Origin of the sequence: Cellulomonas sp. P24, from assembly GCF_024704385.1 — a bacterium.
Taxonomy (GTDB): domain Bacteria; phylum Actinomycetota; class Actinomycetes; order Actinomycetales; family Cellulomonadaceae; genus JAJDFX01.
In genome coordinates, this window is record NZ_JAJDFX010000002.1 from 889,138 (window position 1) to 909,819 (window position 20,682).

General features: G+C 72.2%; 22 protein-coding genes and 1 pseudogene. 11 read left to right on the forward strand and 12 right to left on the reverse strand.

What is annotated here, in order from left to right; all coding sequences use genetic code 11:
* The first annotated feature begins 27 nt into the window (after positions 1 to 27).
* Positions 28 to 3,798, forward strand: coding sequence for a multifunctional oxoglutarate decarboxylase/oxoglutarate dehydrogenase thiamine pyrophosphate-binding subunit/dihydrolipoyllysine-residue succinyltransferase subunit (locus tag LJB74_RS04205; protein ID WP_259307346.1), 3,771 nt, complete (start codon positions 28 to 30; stop codon positions 3,796 to 3,798).
* Between the two features lie 25 nt (positions 3,799 to 3,823).
* Here the strand turns inward: LJB74_RS04205 and LJB74_RS04210 are convergent, their stop codons facing one another.
* Positions 3,824 to 4,801 carry a GlxA family transcriptional regulator gene (locus LJB74_RS04210; protein WP_259307347.1) on the reverse strand — a complete coding sequence of 326 codons (978 nt, stop codon included), beginning with the start codon at positions 4,799 to 4,801 and terminating at the stop codon, positions 3,824 to 3,826.
* A 94-nt stretch (positions 4,802 to 4,895) separates the two neighbouring features.
* Here LJB74_RS04210 and LJB74_RS04215 point away from each other — a divergent pair, with 94 nt between their 5' ends.
* The gene (locus tag LJB74_RS04215) at positions 4,896 to 5,057 is read left to right on the forward strand and encodes a hypothetical protein (protein WP_259307348.1); all 162 of its coding nucleotides are present in this window, start codon (positions 4,896 to 4,898) and stop codon (positions 5,055 to 5,057) included.
* Positions 5,058 to 5,175: 118 nt separating this feature from the next.
* Positions 5,176 to 5,780 (forward strand): annotated as a pseudogene (locus LJB74_RS04220) (GDSL-type esterase/lipase family protein).
* Between the two features lie 38 nt (positions 5,781 to 5,818).
* Here the strand turns inward: LJB74_RS04220 and LJB74_RS04225 are convergent.
* The 6 genes from LJB74_RS04225 to LJB74_RS04245 form a co-directional block, all read right to left on the reverse strand.
* Positions 5,819 to 6,421, reverse strand: coding sequence for a PadR family transcriptional regulator (locus LJB74_RS04225; protein WP_259307349.1), 603 nt, complete (start codon positions 6,419 to 6,421; stop codon positions 5,819 to 5,821).
* Positions 6,421 to 7,239, reverse strand: coding sequence for a DUF4097 domain-containing protein (locus LJB74_RS04230; protein ID WP_259307350.1), 819 nt, complete (start codon positions 7,237 to 7,239; stop codon positions 6,421 to 6,423). The genes LJB74_RS04225 and LJB74_RS04230 overlap by 1 nt, the downstream gene beginning before the upstream one ends.
* 120 nt (positions 7,240 to 7,359) lie before the next feature.
* Positions 7,360 to 8,448 (reverse strand): type IV pilus twitching motility protein PilT, encoded by a 1,089-nt coding sequence (locus LJB74_RS04235; protein WP_259307351.1) that lies wholly within the window; start codon positions 8,446 to 8,448, stop codon positions 7,360 to 7,362.
* Positions 8,449 to 8,581: 133 nt separating this feature from the next.
* The gene (locus LJB74_RS20785; RefSeq protein WP_396125214.1) at positions 8,582 to 8,653 is read right to left on the reverse strand and encodes a 50S ribosomal protein bL37; all 72 of its coding nucleotides are present in this window, start codon (positions 8,651 to 8,653) and stop codon (positions 8,582 to 8,584) included.
* Positions 8,654 to 8,806: 153 nt separating this feature from the next.
* Positions 8,807 to 9,118, reverse strand: a complete 312-nt coding sequence (gene rsrA, locus LJB74_RS04240) for a mycothiol system anti-sigma-R factor (protein ID WP_259307352.1) — start codon at positions 9,116 to 9,118, stop codon at positions 8,807 to 8,809.
* A complete protein-coding gene (locus LJB74_RS04245; protein ID WP_396125116.1) occupies positions 9,115 to 9,819 on the reverse strand; it encodes a sigma-70 family RNA polymerase sigma factor in 705 nt (234 codons plus the stop codon). The genes rsrA and LJB74_RS04245 overlap by 4 nt, the downstream gene beginning before the upstream one ends.
* A 78-nt stretch (positions 9,820 to 9,897) precedes the next feature.
* Here LJB74_RS04245 and LJB74_RS04250 point away from each other — a divergent pair, with 78 nt between their 5' ends.
* The 5 genes from LJB74_RS04250 (at position 9,898) to hisN (ending at position 14,385) form a co-directional block, all read left to right on the forward strand.
* Entirely contained in the window at positions 9,898 to 10,431 is a 534-nt protein-coding gene (locus LJB74_RS04250) for a ferritin (RefSeq protein ID WP_259307354.1), read from the forward strand.
* Positions 10,432 to 10,510: 79 nt separating this feature from the next.
* Complete coding sequence (locus tag LJB74_RS04255; RefSeq protein ID WP_259307355.1) at positions 10,511 to 11,008, forward strand: DoxX family membrane protein; 498 nt, start codon at positions 10,511 to 10,513, stop codon at positions 11,006 to 11,008.
* A gap of 87 nt (positions 11,009 to 11,095) precedes the next feature.
* Entirely contained in the window at positions 11,096 to 12,433 is a 1,338-nt protein-coding gene (aroA, locus tag LJB74_RS04260; protein WP_259307356.1) for a 3-phosphoshikimate 1-carboxyvinyltransferase, read from the forward strand.
* A 22-nt stretch (positions 12,434 to 12,455) separates the two neighbouring features.
* Positions 12,456 to 13,535 carry a ribosome small subunit-dependent GTPase A gene (gene rsgA, locus LJB74_RS04265; RefSeq protein WP_259307357.1) on the forward strand — a complete coding sequence of 360 codons (1,080 nt, stop codon included), beginning with the start codon at positions 12,456 to 12,458 and terminating at the stop codon, positions 13,533 to 13,535.
* A gap of 49 nt (positions 13,536 to 13,584) precedes the next feature.
* A complete protein-coding gene (gene hisN / locus LJB74_RS04270; RefSeq protein ID WP_259307358.1) occupies positions 13,585 to 14,385 on the forward strand; it encodes a histidinol-phosphatase in 801 nt (266 codons plus the stop codon).
* A gap of 9 nt (positions 14,386 to 14,394) precedes the next feature.
* Here the strand turns inward: hisN and LJB74_RS04275 are convergent, their stop codons facing one another.
* The 3 genes from LJB74_RS04275 to LJB74_RS04285 are packed head-to-tail and all read right to left on the reverse strand — an operon-like array spanning position 14,395 to position 16,958.
* Positions 14,395 to 14,856 (reverse strand): DUF6912 family protein, encoded by a 462-nt coding sequence (locus LJB74_RS04275; RefSeq protein ID WP_259307359.1) that lies wholly within the window; start codon positions 14,854 to 14,856, stop codon positions 14,395 to 14,397.
* Positions 14,857 to 14,912: 56 nt separating this feature from the next.
* On the reverse strand, positions 14,913 to 16,283 hold the full coding sequence (locus LJB74_RS04280) for a hypothetical protein (protein WP_259307360.1): 1,371 nt from the start codon (positions 16,281 to 16,283) through the stop codon (positions 14,913 to 14,915).
* Positions 16,284 to 16,286: 3 nt separating this feature from the next.
* Entirely contained in the window at positions 16,287 to 16,958 is a 672-nt protein-coding gene (locus LJB74_RS04285) for a hypothetical protein (RefSeq protein WP_259307361.1), read from the reverse strand.
* Between the two features lie 154 nt (positions 16,959 to 17,112).
* On the opposite strand from LJB74_RS04285, the gene LJB74_RS04290 reads away from it, so the two are divergent.
* A complete protein-coding gene (locus LJB74_RS04290) occupies positions 17,113 to 17,349 on the forward strand; it encodes a helix-turn-helix domain-containing protein (RefSeq protein ID WP_259307362.1) in 237 nt (78 codons plus the stop codon).
* Positions 17,350 to 17,446: 97 nt separating this feature from the next.
* On the opposite strand, the gene LJB74_RS04295 is transcribed toward LJB74_RS04290, so the two are convergent.
* Positions 17,447 to 18,019: a hypothetical protein gene (locus LJB74_RS04295; protein ID WP_259307363.1), complete on the reverse strand. Its 573-nt coding sequence runs from the start codon at positions 18,017 to 18,019 to the stop codon at positions 17,447 to 17,449.
* Between the two features lie 78 nt (positions 18,020 to 18,097).
* On the reverse strand, positions 18,098 to 18,967 hold the full coding sequence (locus tag LJB74_RS04300; RefSeq protein WP_259307364.1) for an aldo/keto reductase family oxidoreductase: 870 nt from the start codon (positions 18,965 to 18,967) through the stop codon (positions 18,098 to 18,100).
* A gap of 132 nt (positions 18,968 to 19,099) precedes the next feature.
* Between LJB74_RS04300 and LJB74_RS04305 the strand changes: the two genes are divergently transcribed.
* Complete coding sequence (locus tag LJB74_RS04305) at positions 19,100 to 19,534, forward strand: helix-turn-helix domain-containing protein (RefSeq protein ID WP_259307365.1); 435 nt, start codon at positions 19,100 to 19,102, stop codon at positions 19,532 to 19,534.
* Between the two features lie 303 nt (positions 19,535 to 19,837).
* Complete coding sequence (locus LJB74_RS04310) at positions 19,838 to 20,614, forward strand: LysM peptidoglycan-binding domain-containing protein (RefSeq protein WP_259307366.1); 777 nt, start codon at positions 19,838 to 19,840, stop codon at positions 20,612 to 20,614.
* The last annotated feature ends 68 nt before the right edge of the window (positions 20,615 to 20,682 follow it).

Here is a 20,682-nt window from a genome sequence, read left to right on the forward strand (position 1 = left end):
CCGCGGGCGGAAGTGGGCGAAACTCGCGTGTCCCAGAAGACAGAGCCGGACTCGATCCGATCCGAGTTCGGCGCGAACGAGTGGCTCGTCGACGAGCTGCACGAGCAGTACCTCAAGGACAAGAACTCGGTGGACCCCGCCTGGTGGGAGTTCTTCGAGGGCTACCGTCCCGAGTCGAACGGGAGCACGCCGCCCGTCGTGGCCGACCCGGGCGCCGCCGGCACTGCTGGCACCGCCGCCACGACCGCACCGAACGCCCCCGTGGTCCCGTCGCCGCCGCGTGGGCCCGGAGCGCCGGCCGCCGCTGCCGCACCGACGCCCGCGGGTCCCCCCGCCACCCCGAGCGCGCCGCCCGTCGCCACCGCGCAGCCGGCGACCGCACCGTACGCGGTCCCGATCGTCACCCGCGCCGTGATCGCGCCGGAGGTGGAGGCCCAGGACGAGACCCAGCGCCTACGGGGCCCTGCCGCACGCGTCGTGACCAACATGGAGGCGAGCCTCGAGGTCCCGACCGCGACCTCCGTCCGCGCGATCCCGGCCACGCTCATGGTCGACAACCGGATCGTCATCAACAACCACCTCGCCCGCGGCCGTGGCGGCAAGGTCTCGTTCACCCACCTGATCGGCTTCGCCCTCGTCGAGGCCGTCGCCGAGATGCCGGCCATGAACACGGCCTACACCCTCGTCGACGGCAAGCCCGGCTTCGTCACGCCGGCGCACGTCAACCTCGGTCTCGCGATCGACCTGTCGAAGCCGGACGGCACCCGCCAGCTCCTCGTGCCGAGCATCAAGAAGGCCGAGACGCTCGACTTCGCGCAGTTCTGGTCCGCGTACGAGGACGTCGTCCGCCGGGCCCGTGGCAACAAGCTGACGGTCGAGGACTTCGCCGGAACGACGCTCTCGCTCACGAACCCGGGGACGATCGGCACCGTCCACTCGGTCCCGCGCCTCATGGCGGGCCAGGGCACGATCATCGGCGTCGGGGCGATGGACTACCCGGCCGAGTTCCAGGGCACCAGCGAGGAACAGCTCAACCGGATGGGCATCTCCAAGGTGCTCACGATGACGTCGACCTACGACCACCGGATCATCCAGGGGGCGCAGTCGGGCGACTTCCTGCGGATCATCGCCTCGAAGCTCCTCGGCGAGGACGGCTTCTACGACCGGGTGTTCGCGGCGCTGCGCGTGCCGTACGAGCCGGTCCGGTGGGTGCGTGACGCGACCACCGACCCGGACGCCGAGCTGGGCAAGCCGGCACGCATCGCCGAGCTCATCCACGCCTACCGGTCGCGCGGCCACCTGATGGCCGACACCGACCCGCTCGCATACCGCCAGCGCAAGCACCCGGACCTCGACATCCAGAACCACGGCCTGACCCTGTGGGACCTCGACCGGGTCTTCCCGACGGGCGGGTTCGGCGGCAAGCCTCGCGCCAAGATGCGCGAGGTCCTCGGTCTGCTGCGTGACTCGTACTGCCGGAGCATCGGCGCGGAGTACATGCACCTGCAGGACCCGCGCCAGCGGCGCTGGCTGCAGGAACGCCTCGAGGCGGGCTACACCCGCACCGCCCGCGAGGACCAGCTGCGGATCCTGCGCCGTCTCAACGCCGCAGAGGCCTTCGAGACGTTCCTGCAGACCAAGTACGTCGGCCAGAAGCGCTTCTCGCTCGAGGGCGGCGAGGCCGTCATCCCGCTGCTCGACGCGATCCTGTCGAAGGCGGCGGACAACGGTCTCGACGAGGTCGGCATCGGGATGGCCCACCGCGGACGCCTCAACATCCTCGCCAACATCGCCGGCAAGAGCTACGCGCAGATCTTCTCGGAGTTCGAGGGCAACCAGGACCCGAAGAGCGTCCAGGGCTCCGGCGACGTGAAGTACCACCTCGGCACCGAGGGCACGTTCACCGCCGAGTCCGGCGCGACGACCAAGGTGTACCTCGCGGCGAACCCGTCGCACCTGGAGGCGGTCGACCCGGTCCTCGAAGGGATCGTGCGCGCCAAGCAGGACCGCATCGACCTCGGCGGTGACGGGTTCTCCGTCCTCCCGGTGCTGATCCACGGTGACGCGGCGTTCGCCGGCCAGGGCGTCGTCGTCGAGACCCTCAACCTCTCCCAGCTGCGCGGCTACCGCACCGGCGGCACGATCCACGTGATCATCAACAACCAGGTCGGCTTCACGACCGGGTCCTCGTCGTCACGGTCGACGCACTACGCGACGGACGTGGCGAAGGGCATGCAGGTGCCGATCTTCCACGTCAACGGCGACGACCCCGAGGCGTGCGTCCGCGTCGCCGAGCTCGCGTTCGAGTTCCGCGAGCAGTTCGACCGCGACGTGATCATCGACATGGTCTGCTACCGCCGTCGTGGTCACAACGAGGGCGACGACCCGTCGATGACCCAGCCGCTCATGTACAACCTCATCGAGGCCAAGCGGTCGGTCCGGAAGCTCTACACCGAGACGCTCGTGTCCCGCGGCGACATCACGCTCGAGGAGGCCGAGCACGCGCTCCGGGACTACCAGTCCCAGCTCGAGCGGGTGTTCGCCGAGACCCGCGAGGAAGGACCGGCCCTGCCGGCCTCGACCGAGCCGGTCGCCGGGCTGGAGCGCCCGGAGGCACAGCTCTCGGACGCCGGCGTCATGGTGGGCTGGAAGACGGCCGTCGACCCGGACGTGCTGGCGCGCATCGGCGCGGTGCACACGCGCCCGCCGGAGGGGTTCACGGTCCACCCGAAGCTGGTGCAGCTGCTCGCCAAGCGAGAGCAGATGTCTCGCGAAGGCGGCATCGACTGGGGCTACGGCGAGATCCTGGCGTTCGGCTCGCTGCTCGCCGAGGGGACACCCGTCCGCCTCGCCGGCCAGGACTCCCGCCGCGGCACGTTCGTCCAGCGGCACGCCGTGATGCACGACCGCGAGACCGGCGCGGAGTGGACGCCGCTGCTGTACCTCTCGGCCGACCAGGCCAAGTTCTGGTGCTACGACTCGTCGCTGTCCGAGTACGCGGCTCTCGGGTTCGAGTACGGCTACTCGGTCGAGCGTCCTGACGCGCTCGTCCTGTGGGAGGCCCAGTTCGGGGACTTCGTCAACGGCGCCCAGACGATCATCGACGAGTTCATCTCCTCCGCCGAGCAGAAGTGGGCGCAGAACTCCTCCGTCGTCCTCCTGCTGCCGCACGGCTACGAGGGCCAGGGGCCGGACCACTCGTCCGCGCGGATCGAGCGGTTCCTCCAGCTGTGCGCCGAGGACAACCTCACGGTCGCCCAGCCCAGCACCCCGGCGTCGTACTTCCACCTGCTCCGGCGCCAGGCGTACGCACGGCCCCGGCGTCCGCTGGTCGTGTTCACGCCGAAGTCCATGCTGCGCCTCAAGGCCGGCGCGTCGGCCGTCGAGGACTTCACGTCCGGCACGTTCCGTCCCGTCCTGCCGGACGCGCTCGGTACCCTCGAGTCCGTCGACCGGGTCCTGCTGTGCTCGGGCAAGGTCTACTGGGACCTGCTCGCGCAGCGTGAGGCCCGGAAGGACACCCGCACCGCGATCGTCCGGGTGGAGCAGCTCTACCCGCTCGACGGCGCCGGGCTGCGCGAGGCGCTCGCCCCGTTCGCCGGTGCGGAGCTCGTGTGGGTGCAGGACGAGCCCGAGAACCAGGGGCCGTGGACGCACATCTCGATGGTGCTGCCCGGTGCCGTCGGGAGCACGATCCGCGTCGTGTCGCGTCCGGCCTCGGCCTCGCCGGCCTCGGGTTCGGCGAAGAAGCACCAGGTCGAGCAGGCAGCCGTGCTCGCTGCGGCGTTCGACCGCTGATCCGGCGCGCGGGACCCGCCTCCGCTCAGGAGGCGGGCTCCGCGCGACCCGCGAACGTGCGGCGGTAGGCCTGCGGGCTGGTCCCGAGCGCCCGTGCGAAGTGGTGCCGCAGGACGGCCGAGGTGCCGAACCCGCACTCCTGGGCGATCTCCTCGACGGTGGCTCCGGTGGCCTCGAGCAGCTCCTGGGCGCGCGCCAGTCGCCGGCTCGTCACCCAGGAGGCCGGAGTGGTCCCGGTCTCGGCCTTGAAGCGACGGGCGAACGTCCGCTCGGACATGAGCGCACGCGACGCGAGGACCGGCACGCCCAGCTCGGTCCCGAGGTTCTCGAGCATCCAGCCGAGGAGCGGTGCGAGGGTGTCGCCCTCGGACGGGGTGGGTGCCTCGATGTACTGGGCCTGTCCCCCGTCGCGGTGCGGGGGCACGACCATCCGACGGGCGATCGCGGCGGCCGCAGCGGCGCCGAGCTCCTGACGGACCAGGTACAGGCACGCGTCGATCCCGGCTGCCGTGCCGGCGCTCGTGATCACTCGCTCGTCGTCGACGTAGAGCACTGCCGGGTCGACCGCGGCAGCCGGGAACCGTCGCGCGAGGGCGTCCGCGTGCATCCAGTGCGTCGTGCAGCGCCGACCGTCCAGCAGTCCCGCCTCTCCCAGGGCGAAGGCCCCGCTGCAGATGCTCATGACCCAGGCACCGCGCGCGTGGGCGGCCCGCAACGCCTCGAGCACGTCCGGGGGCGCACCGCCCTGTCGTTCGTCGTCGCCTACCAGGCTGTAGGCGGGGACGACGACGAGATCCGCGTCGTGCAGCGCCTCGAGGCCGTGCGCGACCACCATCTCGGGGCCGACCTTCGTCGCGACGACGCCCGGCTCGGCGGTGCACACCGTGAGGTCGAACGCCGGTCCCCCGGTGTCGCGGCGGTCGATGCCGAACACCTCGCACACCACGCCGAGCTCGAACGGGGAGACCTCGGGGATGACCACGGCGGCGACCGATCGGAGCATGGGGCAAGTATGCGGAGCCTGTTGGCGGAATATCAACGAGAAGCGACTCCTCTGCCACTGGTGGCTGAAACTCGTCGCTCGCAGACTTGCCGCCATGGCTACTATCGGGATCCTCGCCGGCACCGTCACCACGCTCTGGCTGCTCGTCCGACTCGTCGCCACGATCCGGGCCGACGGGTACGGCCTGCGGCCGGGGCCGCGCTCGCACGTCGAGGACGACCTCGACACCCGGAGCCACCACCTGCGCGGCGCCTGAGCAGCCGGTTCCATCGCAGCCGACGCCCGCCACGCCCGGCCACCGCGCAGGTCCACCGCCCGTCGCCTGCCAGACTGGGGCACGGGCCGACCGTGGCCCGCTCGACGTGGCTGGAGTGATGACCGTGGGAGACGTGCCGCTGCGACTGGCGGTGGTGGGAGACGAGCTCGTCGCCGGTGCCGGCGACCCCAAGGGGCTCGGGTGGGTCGGCCGGGTCACCGCGCGGACCGTGACCTCTCCACCGCCGACCGTTCTGACGCTCGCCGTCCCGGAGGAGACGAGCACGGCCCTGGGCCACCGGTGGGACGAGGAGACCGCGCGACGCTTCGCACCGGAGCACGACAACCGCCTCGTGATCGCCCTCGGCCGCGCCGACGTGAGCGCCGGGCTCTCGCTCGCACGCAGCCGCCTCAACCTCGCCAACATCCTCGACGTCGCCGAGTCGCGCCGCCTCCCGACGTTCGTGGTCGGCCCTCCCCCGGCCCCACCGCGGACAACGAGAAGATCGGCGACCTGTCGCACGCCTTCGCCGACGTCGCGACGCGCCGTCACGTGCCGTACGTCGACACGTTCACCCCGCTCATCACGCACGAGCAGTGGCTGGCTGACCTCGCGTCGGGAGACGGCGTCCTCCCCGGGCAGGCCGGCTACGGGCTGATGGCCTGGCTCGTGCTGCACACCGGCTGGTTCGACTGGTTGGGTCTGCCGGACGACGCCACCTGAGCCGACGCATACGCAGGGTCGGCCGTTGCCATCGTGGGTCAGCGCAACGTCGCCCGCACCGCTGTCCGCGCACTCTCGAGGACGGTGCGGAGGGTGTCGAGGGTCAACGCCTCGATCCCGTCGCGGGCGTCGGCGCGGCGGAGATCCGCACGCAGCTCCTCGCGGAACCGCTGGAGCAGGTGCTCCGCCTCGGCTCGTCGGGCCCGCGAGGCCGCGCGCGGGTCCGCCGAGCCCGTCGCCGGGGCGGCCGACGCACGAGCCTGCTGCGCGGCCGCCGCGAGGTCGGCACGCAGACCGGCCATCGAGCCCCGGACGTCGTCGCGCACCTGCGCGGCCAACGAGCGGACGCTCTCGGCGATCCCCTCCTCGAGCGCCGCGAGGTCGGCACTGCGTTCGCGCAGCTCACGCATCCCCGCCTCGGTCAACGTGTACGTCCCCTTGCGTCCGTCGTCGACGCGTCGGACAAGTCCCTCCTCCTCGAGACGGGCGAGCCGCGGGTAGATCGTGCCGGGGCTCGGGCGGTACGTGCCGCCGAACCGGTCGGAGAGCGCCGTGATGAGCTCGTAGCCGTGCTTCGGCCCGGACTCGAGGAGCCCCAGGAGGTACAGCCGGAGCTGGCCGTGCGCGAAGACCTGCGGCATCAGCTCACCCCGGCGGCATGGAGCACGGTCAGGTGGCCCGTCACGCTCGAGCACACGACGTAGCACGTCCCACCCGTGGCGGGGAGAGCGACCTTGACCTGCCCGACGTTCGTCCCCTTGTGCTCCTGCCCGTCGATCACGACCCTGCCGGACACGCTCCGCGCCTCGACCTCGACACCACGACCCTGCGGGAGCCGCACCGTGACATCCCCGGCGACGGTGGTCGCCGTGATCGACGAGGTCGACGAGGTGACGTCGAGCGCCACCGCGCCGCCCACGGTGTTCGCGTGCACGCGCGTGAGGTCGCCGGACGCCGTCAGGTCGCCCGAGACGCTCGAGAGTCGGAGGTCGCCCGTGTGGTCCCGCACGACGATCTCGCCCGAGACCGCGTTCGCGACGAGCGCCCCTGCCGTCGAGTCGGTGACGAGGTTGCCCGAGACGGTCGAGACCGCGGCGTCGTTCCGGACCCCGAACAGCAGGCCCTCGGCGCTGACGGTCCCGAGCTTGACCGCGACGGATCGCGGGACGGCGATGTGCACGTCGGCGGAGTCCTTCTCCCGGAAGTAGCGGAACGTGTCGAGGAACCCGTCCCACCCGCCGAGTGTGAAGCTGTACCCGACGCGCAGCTCGCCGTCGGACAACGAGATCTCGAGCGGTCTGCCGTCGACGGCGTGCACCTCGATCCTCGCCCCGGTGGCCGCCGGGTCGTCGTGCACGACCACGTCGACCCGACCGGCGACCACCTGCACGCGCAGGGCCGTGATCGCCTCGACCTCGATGATCTGCGGGCCGCCGACGACCCAGGACTCCGTGGCCATGCTGCTCCTCCAGTCGCGATATATCTCGTTCCGAGGAACACGATATGTCGCGTCTGCCTGGACCACAAGACCACGGGCCCGACGTCGTACGGGCCGGGAAGGACGACCGGTGCCGAACCCTCAGTCGACGAGGCCGGCGGCGCGCAGCTCCACCGTGAGATCCTGCGGATTCGTCGCGATCGAGCAAGCCTCGTCATAGGTGACGACGCCGTCCTCGACCAGCTTGAAGATGTGCTGGTCGAAGGTCTGCATCTTGTAGTACCCACCCTCGGCGATGAGGTCGAGGATCGGCGGCGAGTTCGCCGGGTCCAGGATCGCCTCCGCGGTCCGGCCCGTGTTGATCATGACCTCGATCGCCGCGCGCCTCCCGGCACCGTTGGCCTTGGCGAGGAGTCGCTGAGACACGATCCCCCGCAGCGAGTTCGCCAGCGCGGTCCGGACCTGCTTCTGCTCGTACGGCGGGAAGAAGTCCACGATCCGGTTGATGCTCTCCTGCGCGTCGATCGTGTGGAGGGTGGACATCACCAGGTGGCCGGTCTCGGCCGCGGCCAACGCCGCACGCACCGTCTCGATGTCGCGCATCTCGCCGACGAGGATCACGTCCGGGTCCTGACGCATCGCGGCACGCAGCGCGACCGAGAAGTCCGCGGTGTCCTGACGCACCTCGCGCTGCGAGACGATCGCCTTCTTGTCGTGATGGAGGACCTCGATGGGGTCCTCGATCGTGACGATGTTGACCTCGCGGTAGGTGTTGATGAGGTCGACCATCGCCGCGAGCGTCGTCGTCTTCCCCGAGCCGGTGGGCCCCGTCACGAGGATCAGACCCCGGGGCTCGAGCGCGAGCTCGCCGAGCACCTCGGGCAGCCCGAGCTCCTCGAGCGACTGCGCACCGACCGACACCCGCCGGAAGACGAGCGCGTTCGTGCCTCGCGCCTGGTACGCGTTGACACGGAACCGTCCGACACCGGACAGCGAGAACGCGAAGTCCGCCTCGTGCGTCGTCGCGAAGCTCTCCGTCAGCTCGGCCGGCAGCACCTCGGCGACCATGTGGGCGGTGTCGCCCGGTCGGAGCTCCGGCACCTGCAGCTTGCGGAGCCGCCCGTCGACGCGCACCCGGGGGGACGACCCGACCTTGCAGTGCAGATCGGACCCTCCCGTGCTCGCCAAGGCGTGGAGGAACGGGATCACGGACAGCGGCTGGTCGCTCACACCCGTGGTCATCGGCGCTGCGAGCTGCCGACTTGAATGTCAACGCAGATCAGGTGCACGCAGGGAGACTATCCCGTCCGGGCATGGCACGGGCCCGGCACGTCGCACGTGCCGGGCCCGGACGTCTCACGGCTCAGGCGTTGGGACGCTTGCCGTGGTTCGCGCCGCCCTTGCGGGCACGACGCTTCCGTCCACGCTTGCTCATGGTGTCTCCTCAGGATCTCCGCGGGACCGAGAGCCCCGGGCCCTCACTGCGGTATGGGGAACATCGTCCCACATCTCGTCCGCCGCTCGTGCAGGCCCGCGCGACACCTGACGACACCGAGCCAGGGCCCGGCAGTCAGGCGTCGACCGTACCTCAGTCCTCGAACCGGGCGTCCGTCGCGCTCAGGTGGTGCTCGACGGTGAGCCGTTCGTGGATGCGCAGGCGCAGATCGGCCGGCGCCGACTCCTGGCAGCAGCGCTTGACGAGGTTCTTCACCACGACCTCGACGTCGTACTCGCCGAGACACGGCGCGCACTCGGCGAGATGGGCACGGATCCGCTCCGAGTCCGGCGTCCCGAGCTCGGCGTCGAGGTACTCGAAGAGCTGCCCGAGTGCCTGGCCGCAGTCGACCTCGTCATGATCCAGGTGCGGGGCGGCCTCACCGCCGCCACGGGTGTCCGTCATCGTCCGACCTTCTCTGCTCCGACCTCGGTGTCGGTCCCGGGGACGAGGCCCCGCTCGCGCGCGTAGTCCGCGAGCAGAACCCTCAGCTGCGCCCGCCCCCGGTGCAGGCGCGACATCACGGTGCCGATCGGCGTCCCCATGATCTCGGCGATCTCCTTGTACGCGAAGCCCTCGACATCGGCGAGGTACACCGCGATGCGGAACTCCTCCGGGATCTCCTGGAGCGCCGCCTTCACGTCCGAGTCGGGCAGGTGGTCGAGCGCTTCCGCCTCGGCCGAACGCAGGCCCGTCGACGTGTGCGAGGCCGCGCGGGCGATCTGCCAGTCCTCGACGTCCTCTGCGGCGGACTGCTGGGGCTCGCGCTGCTTCTTGCGGTACGAGTTGATGAAGGTGTTCGTCAGGATCCGGTACAGCCACGCCTTGAGGTTGGTTCCCGGTCGGTACTGGTGGAACGCCGCGAAGGCCTTGGCGAACGTCTCCTGGACGAGATCCTCGGCGTCCGTCGGGTTGCGGGTCATCCGGAGCGCAGCACCGTACAGCTGGTCCAGGTAGACCAGTGCCTCGGCCTCGAAGCGCTCGGCCCGGTCGCTGTCGGCCTCGGACTCGGGCGCGCGGTGCGTGTCCTCGCTCATCGTCACCGAGCCTAGTCCCCGACGCTCCACGTCGTGCGCGCGGGGCCGTTCCAGGAGGGTGCACGTCATGCAGGTCACAACAGGGGTGCCGATCACGCTATTCCGCGCCGGGGTGCTGCACCGCGGCACGCGGGCTAGCGTGAGGGGATGACAAGCTCTGAGTACGTGCGGCTCCTCGGCGAGCAGATCGGTCACGAGTTCGGCGCTCACCAGCAGTACGTCGCCATCGCGGTGTGGTGCGATCGGCAGGACCTCCCCCAGCTCGCCCGGCACTTCTACCGGCAGTCGCTCGAGGAGCGCAACCACGCGATGATGCTGGTCCAGCACATGCTCGACCGCGGCATGCCGGTCGAGATCCCGGCGGTCGGCGCCGTGCGGAACGCCTTCGACTCGGTGACGGAACCACTCGCGCTGGCGCTCGCCCAGGAGAACCAGGTCACCGAGCAGATCGAGGCGATCTTCCGGGCGGCCCGCCAGGAGAACGACCCGCTCGGCGAGCAGTTCATGCTGTGGTTCCTCAAGGAGCAGGTCGAGGAGGTCGCGTCCGCGACGACTCTCCTCGCCGTCGCCCAGCGCGCCGGCACGAACCTCTTCGACCTCGAGAACTACGTCGCGCGGGAGCAGGTCGGCGACGGCGGCATCTCGCCCGACGCCCCACCCGCGGCAGGCGGAGCCATCTGACCGGCCGTCCACCGGCGACGTGACGTCGCGCACCACCCGGACGGACCGCCCGCACCAACGCCACCGACGAGGAGGACCCGTGCTGCTCCGCAGGATCGCCCGACCGATGCTGTCGTCGTCGTTCGTGCTCGAGGGGATCGACGTCGTGCGCGACCCGATGCCGCACGCCGAGCTCGCCGCCGCCGCTCTGACCCCATGCCTGGACCGGATCCCGACCACCTCGGCCTTCGCGCGGTTCCGCTCCCCCTCGCCCCGGCAGTGGGTGGCCGCCACGCGCGTGCACGGCGCTGCGATCACCGGGGCGGCCCTGATGCTCGCGCTCGGCAGGTGCCCACGTGGTTCGGCGCTCGCCCTCGCCGCGCTGACTGCTCCGGCCGCGGCAGCGAACCTGCCCCTCCGGTCGCTCGCAGCCGCGGACCCGGCGAGCCCGCGCGAGCGTCGCCGTCGACTCGTCACCCTCGTGTCGCTGGTCGGTGCCGCGGTGCTCGCCGGACTCGACTCCGAGGGTCGGCCGGGGATCGGCTGGCGGCTGGAGCAGGCGCGGGACAGCCGCACCGCCGCACGCGCGGCTCGCTAGCACGGTCGTCGCGGCGCACAGAACCGCGGGCGGCGCCCACGCCGGACGACGCGCCGGGCGCCGAGGGCGCGCCGGTAGCCTGGTCCCATGACGACGGCCACGCCCCCTCCTGCCGCTGCCGAGCCGTCCGCGCACGACACCTGGCCGGCACCGCACGCTGCCGGCGCAGGGCCGCTCGCCGCGACCGTCGAGGTCCCGGGGTCGAAGTCGCTCACGAACCGCTACCTCGTGCTCGCCGCGCTCGCCGACGGGCCCGGAGTGCTCCGCGGCGCTCTTCGCTCGCGCGACACCGACCTCATGGGTGCGGCGCTGCGTGGGCTCGGCGTCCGCCTCGACGACGTCGCCGCCGCGGTGCCCGGCGCGTCTCCCGACCTGAGGATCACGCCAGGGCCGCTCCACGGCGACACGTCGATCGACTGCGGCCTCGCCGGGACGGTCATGCGCTTCCTCCCGGCCGTCGCAGCGCTCGCCGACGGGGCTGTGCGCTTCGACGGCGACCCCGGGGCCCGGATCCGTCCGATGGGGCCGATCCTCTCGGCGCTGCGTGCCCTCGGCGTCACGGTCCGCGACGACGGCACCCCGGGGTTCCTCCCGTTCACCGTGGTCGGGCACGGCGGCGTGCGCGGCGGGTCGGTCGATCTCGATGCGTCGGCCTCGAGCCAGTTCGTGTCCGGCCTCCTGCTCGCTGCGGCACGGTTCGACCAGGGACTCACCGTGCGGCACACCGGACCGACGCTGCCGAGCCTGCCGCACATCGAGATGACCGTCGCGGTGCTCCGCGCCTCCGGGGTGGACGTCGACGCCTCCCGTCCCGCGATCTGGCGGGTCGCACCGGGCCCGATCCGGGCGCACGACGTCCGGGTCGAGCCCGATCTCTCCAACGCCGCACCGTTCCTGTGCGCCGCGATGGTCGTCGGCGGCACCGTCAGCGTCCCCGGCTGGCCGTCCGCCACCACGCAGCCCGGTGCGCTCCTCCCCGAGATCCTCACCGCGATGGGCGCCACGACGCAACTCGCCGGGGACGTCATGTCGGTGAGCGGCACGGGTGACGTGCACGGCGTCGACCTCGACCTGCACGACGCCGGCGAGCTCGCTCCGACGATCGCGGCGCTGGCCTCGCTCGCCGACTCACCCACCCGCCTGAGGGGCATCGCGCACCTGCGGGGCCACGAGACGGACCGGCTCGCCGCGCTGGCGACGGAGCTCACGAGGCTCGGCGGGCAGGCCGAGCAGACCTCCGACGGCCTCGTCATCACGCCGCGACCGATGACCGGCACCGTCGTGCGGACGTACCACGACCACCGGATGGCCACCGCGGCCGCGCTGATCGGGCTCCGCGTCCCGGGGGTCCGGGTCGAGAACGTCGCGACCACGTCGAAGACGCTGCCCGACTTCGTCGGCATGTGGGAACGGATGCTCGGATGACGCCCGTGCGGATCGCGGTCGCATGACGCCCACGCGGCGCTACGACGAGTCGGACGTCCGGATCCGACCGGGACGCTCCGGCTCCCGACCCCGGACCAAGATCCGACCCGAGCACGCCGACGCCGAGACCGCGATGGTCACCACCGTCGACCGCGGCCGCTACACGGTGCTCGTCGACCCAGGCGGTCCGCACGAGCGGCGGGCGCTCGCGATGAAGGCGCGCGAGCTCGGGCGCGAACGGGTGGTCCCCGGGGACCGGGTCGACCTCGTCGGCGACACCAGCGGTGACGCCGGAACCCTCGCCCGCATCGTCCGGATCTCCGACCGGACGACGGTGCTGCGCCGCACCGCGGACGACACCGACCCGATCGAGCGCGTGATCGTGGCGAACGCCGACCAGCTCGTGATCGTCACCGCGCTGGCCGAGCCGGAGCCGCGCACCCGCATGATCGACCGCTGCGTGGTGGCCGGCTACGACGCCGGCATGGACGTCGTGCTCGCACTGACGAAGGCGGACCTCGCGGATCCCTCGACGCTCGCCTCGCTCTACGCCCCGATCGACGTCACCGTGCTGTCGACGTCGCGCGGTCCCGATCGGACGATCGTCGGCCTCGAAGAGCTGCGGGCGCTCCTCGCCGGTCGCACGTCGGTGCTCGTCGGCCACTCCGGGGTGGGGAAGTCGACACTCGTCAACGCGCTGGTCCCCGACGCCCGTCGGAGCACCGGCGTCGTGAACGACACCACCGGCCGCGGTCGCCACACGTCGAGCTCCGCGATCGCGCTCGCCCTGCCCACCGTCGGTGGCTCGGCACCTGGCTGGGTCATCGACACCCCGGGCGTCCGCTCGTTCGGGCTCGCGCACGTGCAGGTCGAGCACCTCCTCGCACCGTTCTCGGACCTCGCCCGCGTCGCCGAGGCGTGCCCGCGCGGGTGCACGCACGGTGACGACGCCCCGGACTGCTCGCTGGACGAGTGGGTCGCCGAGGCCCCTGACGACGCGACCCGGGTCCTCAGGGCCGCGCGCGTCGAGTCGTTCCGGCGTCTGCTCGCCAGCCGGACGGGGAACGCGTCGACGGACAGCGTCGAGCGCGACTCTCGCTGACCGGCGGGGCAGGTCCAGGTCGGGTCCGCACCGGCGATACGGTGCCACCATGAGCATTCGCACCGGCTACGACGACGACCTGCGCCTCGCCCACGTCATCGCCGACCAGGTCGACGGGCTGACGATGTCCCGATTCCGCGCCCTCGACCTGCACGTCGAGACGAAGCCCGACACCACCCCGGTCTCCGACGCCGATCGCACGGCCGAGGAGATCGTGCGCTCGCAGCTCTCGCGGGTGCGGCCCCGCGACGCCGTGCACGGTGAGGAGTTCGCCGACACCGGAAACGGCCCCCGGCGCTGGGTGATCGACCCGATCGACGGGACCAAGAACTTCGTCCGCGGCGTCCCGGTGTGGGCCACGCTGATCGCGCTGCTCGACGGGCCTGAGGTCGTGCTCGGTCTCGTCAGCGCGCCTGCGCTCGGTCGCCGGTGGTGGGCGGCGCAGGGGTCGGGGGCGTGGACCGGCCGGGCGTTGTCGGCTGCGACGCAGATGCACGTGTCGTCGGTGGGGCGTCTCGCGGATGCCTCGCTGTCCTACTCGAGCCTGACCGGCTGGGAGCAGCAGGGCCGTCTGGACAACTTCCTCGACCTGACGCGACGCGTCTGGCGCACCCGGGCGTACGGAGACTTCTGGTCGCACGTCCTGGTGGCGGACGGTGCCGTCGACCTGTCGTGCGAGCCGGAGCTGGCGTTGCACGACATGGCGGCGCTGGTGCCGATCGTGACCGAGGCCGGTGGTCGCTTCACCTCGGTGTCCGGAGAGCCCGGACCGTTCGGCGGGTCCGCGCTCGTCAGCAACGGCCGACTGCACGACGCCGCCCTGGAGATCCTCAACCGCCCCGGCGAATGACTGCTGCGGTCAGCGCGGCAGCTCGTCGATCTCGCTGACGTCGTACCAGAGCAGGTCCGCCTCGCTCAGGCGTGCGGCAGCGGCCTCGTCGCCGCGCAGTGCTGCGGTGACGTCGGCCCTCGCCTCGAGCTCGTCGACGTGCAGGCACACGACCCGGTCCCACGGCACGGCGACGGTCAGCCTCACCGCGGACGGCGCTGTGTCACCGTCGCCACGCTCGATCGAGGTCTCGGGGACCACTGCCGTGATGACCAGGCGCTGCCGGGGCGCGTCCGGCCGGTCGGCGATACGCAGGAGCGAGTCGTCCGCGGCCGAGAGGTGCGCGGCGAACTCGCAGCTCTCCTCGTCCTCGTCCGGCAGCGCGCGCCGCAGCGCGGGTGTCACGGTATGCACGACTCGTGGAGCGAGAAGCTGGCGGTGCCCGTCGACAGGCTCGAGCTCGTCGATGGTCGCGGGGAGGTAGATGCGCACGTGACCAGTCTGCCCGTGCGACCCCGGTGGCGCCGTCCGTGCTCTCCGGCGGCGTGTCATGCGCGCGATTGGCGACCCCTCGGCCGCGGGTGCGCACCGGGGGCGGCCGCCGAGGCGCCCGCCGCGCCTGGGCACGTCCGCGTCTCGACGAGGTCCGCGGCCAGGAGCTCGATCGCGTGCCGCGCCGACGACGTCGGGGCCGACTCGCGCAGGAGCCGGCCCGACAGCACCGCGTCGTCGACCGCAGCGGTGTCGTCCGGCACGAGGACCACGTCCGTGACGCCCGCATAGCGTTCGAGCGCCTGCCGGATCGCGGGACCCGGCCGCGGCCCCGCCGTCCCGGCCCGCACCCGGTTCGCCACGACGACTCGGCGTGCACCGGGCGACAGCCCTCCGACCTCGTCGAGCGCCCGGACGAGCCGATGGATCCCGATCGGGTCGGCGCCGCCGACGACCACCAGCACGTCGGCGGCCTCGAGCGCGCTCAGGGTCGCGGCGTTGCGGCTCGGTGCCCGGGTGTCGTAGCTGAGGACCTCGTCGCGCTCGAGGCAGAAGCCCGTGTCGACGACCGTCCACGGCGTCGCAACCCGGAGCAGCTCCCAGACGACCTCGAGTGCCGACGCCGGGAGCTCCGTCCACCGGTCGGCGCGCGAGATCCCGCTGAGCACCCGGAGGCCCGGCGACAGCACCGGCGCGAGGCGTAGGAGCGTCGCGACGTCGAGCACCCCGCTGCCTGCCGCACGCGCCGCCGCTGCGAGACCGGGCGCCTCGTCGAGCAGCCCGACGAGCTGGGCGACCGTCCCGCCGTAGGTGTCGGCATCCACCAGGACCGTCGGGCCGGCCAGCGCCGCGAGCTCCGCCGCAAGGTTCACGGCGAGCGTCGTCCGGCCGGGTGCGCCGGTCGGTCCCCAGACGACCACCATCTGCCCGTCGCCCGGCAGCTCACCCGGGTCGGAGGGCGTGGGTGCCGTCGCATCGACCCGCGCCGTCGTCGTCCCGGCTCCCTCGAGGCGTCCGGGCGCGCCACCCACCGTCTCGAGGAGCCGACGCACGGCGGTCACCACGTCGGCGCCGGTCCCACCGGGTTCCCGCACGGTCCCGTCCGGGTCCGGAGCCACGAGGTCCACGACGGTCGGCACCCCGAGCGCCTGGACCTTCTCGCGCTCCCACGGACGCCCCGGGTCGACGACGGCGAGAACCGTCACGCCGCACGACGACAGCAGGGCGACCGCCTCGCGATCGAGTCCCGGCAGGTCGCCGGAGACGACGGCGATCCGGCCGAGTCCCGCCCCGGCGGCGGCGAGCAGCTCCGTCAGGTCGGCGCAGCGGCGGGTGACCTCGACCCCGGGACCGGCGCCCTCGAGCGACATCACGACGTCTTCTTCCGGTGCCCCCCTGACGGCGCACAGCACACCGAGCACGGTCACCGTTCAGACCCCGGACCCGGGGACGAGCATCACCTGCGTCGTGCCGTCGCCGGCGAGGGCGGCGAGCACGTCCGGGAGGGCGGTGACAGGGACGAGCACGTGCACGACGGTCCTTCCCCCGACCGAGAACGACCCGCTCGGCCGCGCGACCTGCGACACCGTCACGTGGTCGGCGAGCAGCACGGGCGTCGACGACGCGCCGGTCCCCGTGGTGGACCCCGACGCGGACGACTGCGGCGGCACCGACCAGAGGTCGACCAGCGCACCCGCGACGACGCCGTCCGCCGGCTCTGTGTCGAGGCCGATCGGTACCGGGCGCACGTCCACGTCGGCAGCAGCCCCGAGGACGTCCCGTGGCAGCAGCTCGCCGGTCGCCACGACCCGGAGGGCCACCGCCCCGTCCGGAAGGTCAGCGTCGGCCGTGACGTAGCGCGCGGCCTGCGCAGGATCGAGCCGGACCTGGACCACCTCGAGCTGGCCGGGCCCGACGGCCGCACCCGGGACGAGGGTGTCCCGAACGGCGTAGACGCCTGTCGTCACCTGGGCCGAGCTCACGAGCCACGACCCGAGCGCCACCGAGGACGCGACGAGCACGATCCCGATCATCAGCCGCGGGTCGCGCCAGCTGGGTCTGCGCAACCGTGACGCGATCGGCCCCCCGACCGAGCTGTCCATGTGCACTCCGTTCTCAGGTCGACGCCCGTAGCGGGCGCCGCGCGAATCGGGACATTCCGGGCACTGCGGGGCCCATCATGCCGAGTCCTGAACGCCTTCGCCTGGGACCTGTGGACAGGACCGGGTCCGGTCGCCGACGTGCCAGACTTCTCCCATGACCCAGCGGTTCCTGACTCTCGCCGACGTCACGGAGGTGCTGAACATCTCCACCCCCCAGGCGTACGCCCTCGTGCGGTCGGGCGACCTCCCGGCGATCCAGGTCGGCGGTCGGGGGATCTGGCGCGTCGAGGCCACCGAGCTCGAGGCGTACATCCAGCGGATGTACGCCCAGACCCGCGCCCGGATCGAGACGGACGAGGACAGCACCACCGAGCACCCCGCCGCACGCTGACGCCGGGGACGCCGGGGCGGGACGCAGGCGCACGACGGGGTCGACGGCGGCACCCGCACGTCGAGCGGACCGCCCGCGCCGAGCACCACGGCGCCGTTCACCCGGATCGAACGACCTCCAGCGCGTCGAACCGCACGGTCCAGACCGCTCCCACCCTCCCCCCTTGCGGCACGACGACGACGTCGACGTGATCGGTTCCGACCGCGTCGATCCGCCCCGCCAGCTCGATCCCCTGCGCCTGGACGCGCACATGGACACGGTCCCGCGCCAGAGCGCGCAGGGCGTGGCCGAGACTCAACCGTCGGGCGACCTGTCCCCCGCCGGTGACGGCATGCCACGCGAGCCCCCCGACCCAGCCGACCGCCGCCGTCGGCACGAGCCACCGCCGCGAGCCCTCTGCCAGGAGCACCCACTGGTCGGCAAGCTCGACGAGCTCCCCCGAGATGGCCTCGCCGTCCCGGAGCCGCAGCGTGACACGCGTACCTCGTGCCGCGCGGAGGCGGTCACCGAGCGTCACCGACGCCCGTTCGACACGCGTGCGCTCGGCGACCTCGGCCACCCGGTCCGCCGCCCGCGCCGCGTCGAGCTGAGACTCAAGGTCCTCGAACAACGCCTCCCACCGCATCCGACCACCGTAGAGGCGCGCCGGGTCCGGGTCGGGGCGTTCCACGCGACGACCTGCGCGCGCGGAGGTCCGTGCTCCGCGCGCGAGGTCCGCCACGCCCCCGAGGGCCATCTGGTCGCGGGTTCAGCCGCCGATGGCATCCAGCTCTGCCACGTGCTCCGCCGAGAGGACCAGGCCGGCACCTGCGACGTTCTCACGCAGGTGCGCCACCTTCGACGTGCCGGGGATGAGCAGGATGTTCGGTGACCGTTGCAGCAGCCAGGCGAGCGCGACCGACATCGAGGTCGCCCCCAGGCGACCGGCGACCGCCGCGAGCGCCGAGGACTGCAACGGGCTGAAACCTCCGAGGGGGAAGAACGGGACGTAGGCGACCCCTTCGGAGGCGAGCCGGTCGACGAGCTCGTCGTCACGACGGTGAGCGAGGTTGTACAGGTTCTGCACGCACACGATCGGAGCGATGCCCTGAGCCTCGACCACCTGCTCCGCGGTGACGTTGCTGACCCCGAGGTGGCGGATCAGACCCTCGCGTCGAAGTTCACCGAGAGTCCCGAACGCCTCGGCGAGTGAACCCGGCTGCGGCCCCTCGGCGTTGCCCATCCGCATGTTGACCAGGTCGAGCACCTCGAGCCCGAGGGTCCGAAGGTTCTCCTGGACCTGCCGCCGGAGGTCGCCGGGCCGCCGGGCCGTGGGCCAGCCACCCTGCGCATCACGGTTCGCACCGACCTTCGTCACGATGTGCAGCGCCCCGGGATACGGGTGCAGCGCCTCTCGGATCAGCTCGTTGGTGAGACGCGGCCCGTAGGCGCTGCTGGTGTCGATGTGGGTGATCCCCAGGTCGACCACCTCACGAAGCACGGCGAGCGCACTGTCGCGATCGGCGGGCGGCCCCATGACCCCGGGGCCGGCGAGCTGCATCGCGCCGTAGCCGAACCGCGTGACCGTCAGGTCGCCCAGGGTCCAGGTGCCGCCGGGAGGAGGTGTCGCTGTGCTCACGGTGATGCCTTTCGATGCTTGCTCGATGAGTGGCGTCTCGTGCCGCCGCTCATCAGCATTGGGGAGTAACTTCCCGTGCGGAAGTAGGTACTTTGGAGTGAGTAACCCACCCCGACGAGAGAGGCGCGGTCTGTGACGACGACGGCGGCCCAGAAGAGGGCGCAGGCCAAGGCGGAGTACAACGCGTTCCTCGCGACGTGCCCCAGCCGCCAGCTGCTCGATCGGATCTCGGACAAGTGGGTGGTGCTGGTCCTCTGCGCACTGGGTGGCGACACCTCCCCCGGCCCGGGTGGTGCGCCCGCTCCGAAGGCGCTGCGCTACTCCGAGATCTCGCGTCTCCTCGTCGGAGTCAGCCAGAAGATGCTGACCCAGACCCTGCGGTCACTCGAACGCGACGGCCTGCTCACCCGCACCGTCACGCCGACCGTCCCGGTCACCGTGTCGTACGAGCTGACGGACCTCGGCCTCTCCCTCCACCACATGACGCGGGGCATCAGGACCTGGGCCCAGACGCACATGGCTGAGGTGCTCACCAACCGCGAAGCCCACGACATCGCCACCAGGTGACGACGCGCCTCCACCGGCCTGACGCCTCACCTGGTACGGCCTCGAGCTCCACCAGCGCCGTGGCCTGGTCGTAGAGCGCGGACGCTGACCGCGGCCCGACGCCCGCTCCGCGGAAGCCACGGTCCGCAACGGTCACGCGAGACCGCGGCGCTCGTGGCACTCGTGCGCCCTGGCGCAGCCGGCAGGCAGCTCCCCACAGATGTGCCCCACCGACTGGACGACCCGCCCGAGGATGGCGTACACCTAGTTCGGTTCAGATGCCGCAAACGCCATCAAACGCGATCAAACGATACGGGGAGCATCATGCTGAGACCACGAGGATCGACCGCGCCTCTCGCCCTACCGCTCGGCGCCACAGCGGCAGTCGCTCTGACCGCGGTCCTCGCGAGGTGGAGCGTCGAGCTCCTCGAGTCCACCGCCCACCCGACCGTGGACGAGCTCGTCGCCCTTGCCTCGTCCGTGATCGGCGCAGGCGTCGCAGCGTGGCTGTCCGTCTCCCTCATGGTGGCCACGGCGTGCCTCGTCGCGCGCACCGCCGGACGGAGCTGGCATCGAGGCGAGCAGGCGGTCCAGCGCTGGGCGCCTCGCGTCGTCCGCCGCACCCTCGTCTCCGCGGTCGCGGCGGGCGTGGGACTGGGTCTCGGTGGAGTCGCCCAGGCGGCCACCCTCGACCCCGCCGCACTCGACCCCGCCACCGTCGATCTCGGCTGGACCGTCACCGCGGCGAGCTCGGTCGCCTCCGGCACCCCCCTCGCCTCCCTGCCGGCGGGCTCCGTCAGCGACGTGAGCCGCGCCGTTGTGACGACGCCCGCGCACGAGGCGCCGGCGGCGAGCGACGGGGTGCCGGTCGGGAGCCACCTCGTCCGGCCTGGCGACACCCTCTGGTCGATCGCCGCGGAGCACCTCGCCCCGGGCGCGGACGATGCCACGATCGCACGGGCATGGCCGGCGTGGTTCGAGGCCAACGCGTCCACGATCGGCGCGGACCCGAACCTGCTGCACCCGGGTCAGCGCCTTCAGTCGCCCGGCGCGGGAGCGTCGGGGGCCGACGACGGACCGACGACGGGGGCCGCGTCGTGACCGGCATGCTCACCGCCGACCGACCGCGCGCCCTCGACACCGCGACCCGAGCCGTGCGCGTGTCGCTC

What these genes read in the sequence shown, in the direction of transcription:
- LJB74_RS04210 (WP_259307347.1), bottom strand. Translation starts at nt 4,801, where the DNA reads ATGCTCCGATCGGTCGCCGCCGTGGTCATCCCCGAGGTCTCCCCGTTC.
- LJB74_RS04215 (WP_259307348.1), top strand. Translation starts at nt 4,896, where the DNA reads ATGGCTACTATCGGGATCCTCGCCGGCACCGTCACCACGCTCTGGCTG.
- LJB74_RS04225 (WP_259307349.1), bottom strand. Translation starts at nt 6,421, where the DNA reads ATGCCGCAGGTCTTCGCGCACGGCCAGCTCCGGCTGTACCTCCTGGGG.
- LJB74_RS04230 (WP_259307350.1), bottom strand. Translation starts at nt 7,239, where the DNA reads ATGGCCACGGAGTCCTGGGTCGTCGGCGGCCCGCAGATCATCGAGGTC.
- rsrA (WP_259307352.1), bottom strand. Translation starts at nt 9,118, where the DNA reads ATGACGGACACCCGTGGCGGCGGTGAGGCCGCCCCGCACCTGGATCAT.
- LJB74_RS04245 (WP_396125116.1), bottom strand. Translation starts at nt 9,819, where the DNA reads ATGACGTGCACCCTCCTGGAACGGCCCCGCGCGCACGACGTGGAGCGT.
- LJB74_RS04250 (WP_259307354.1), top strand. Translation starts at nt 9,898, where the DNA reads ATGACAAGCTCTGAGTACGTGCGGCTCCTCGGCGAGCAGATCGGTCAC.
- aroA (WP_259307356.1), top strand. Translation starts at nt 11,096, where the DNA reads ATGACGACGGCCACGCCCCCTCCTGCCGCTGCCGAGCCGTCCGCGCAC.
- rsgA (WP_259307357.1), top strand. Translation starts at nt 12,456, where the DNA reads ATGACGCCCACGCGGCGCTACGACGAGTCGGACGTCCGGATCCGACCG.
- hisN (WP_259307358.1), top strand. Translation starts at nt 13,585, where the DNA reads ATGAGCATTCGCACCGGCTACGACGACGACCTGCGCCTCGCCCACGTC.
- LJB74_RS04285 (WP_259307361.1), bottom strand. Translation starts at nt 16,958, where the DNA reads ATGGACAGCTCGGTCGGGGGGCCGATCGCGTCACGGTTGCGCAGACCC.
- LJB74_RS04290 (WP_259307362.1), top strand. Translation starts at nt 17,113, where the DNA reads ATGACCCAGCGGTTCCTGACTCTCGCCGACGTCACGGAGGTGCTGAAC.
- LJB74_RS04310 (WP_259307366.1), top strand. Translation starts at nt 19,838, where the DNA reads ATGCTGAGACCACGAGGATCGACCGCGCCTCTCGCCCTACCGCTCGGC.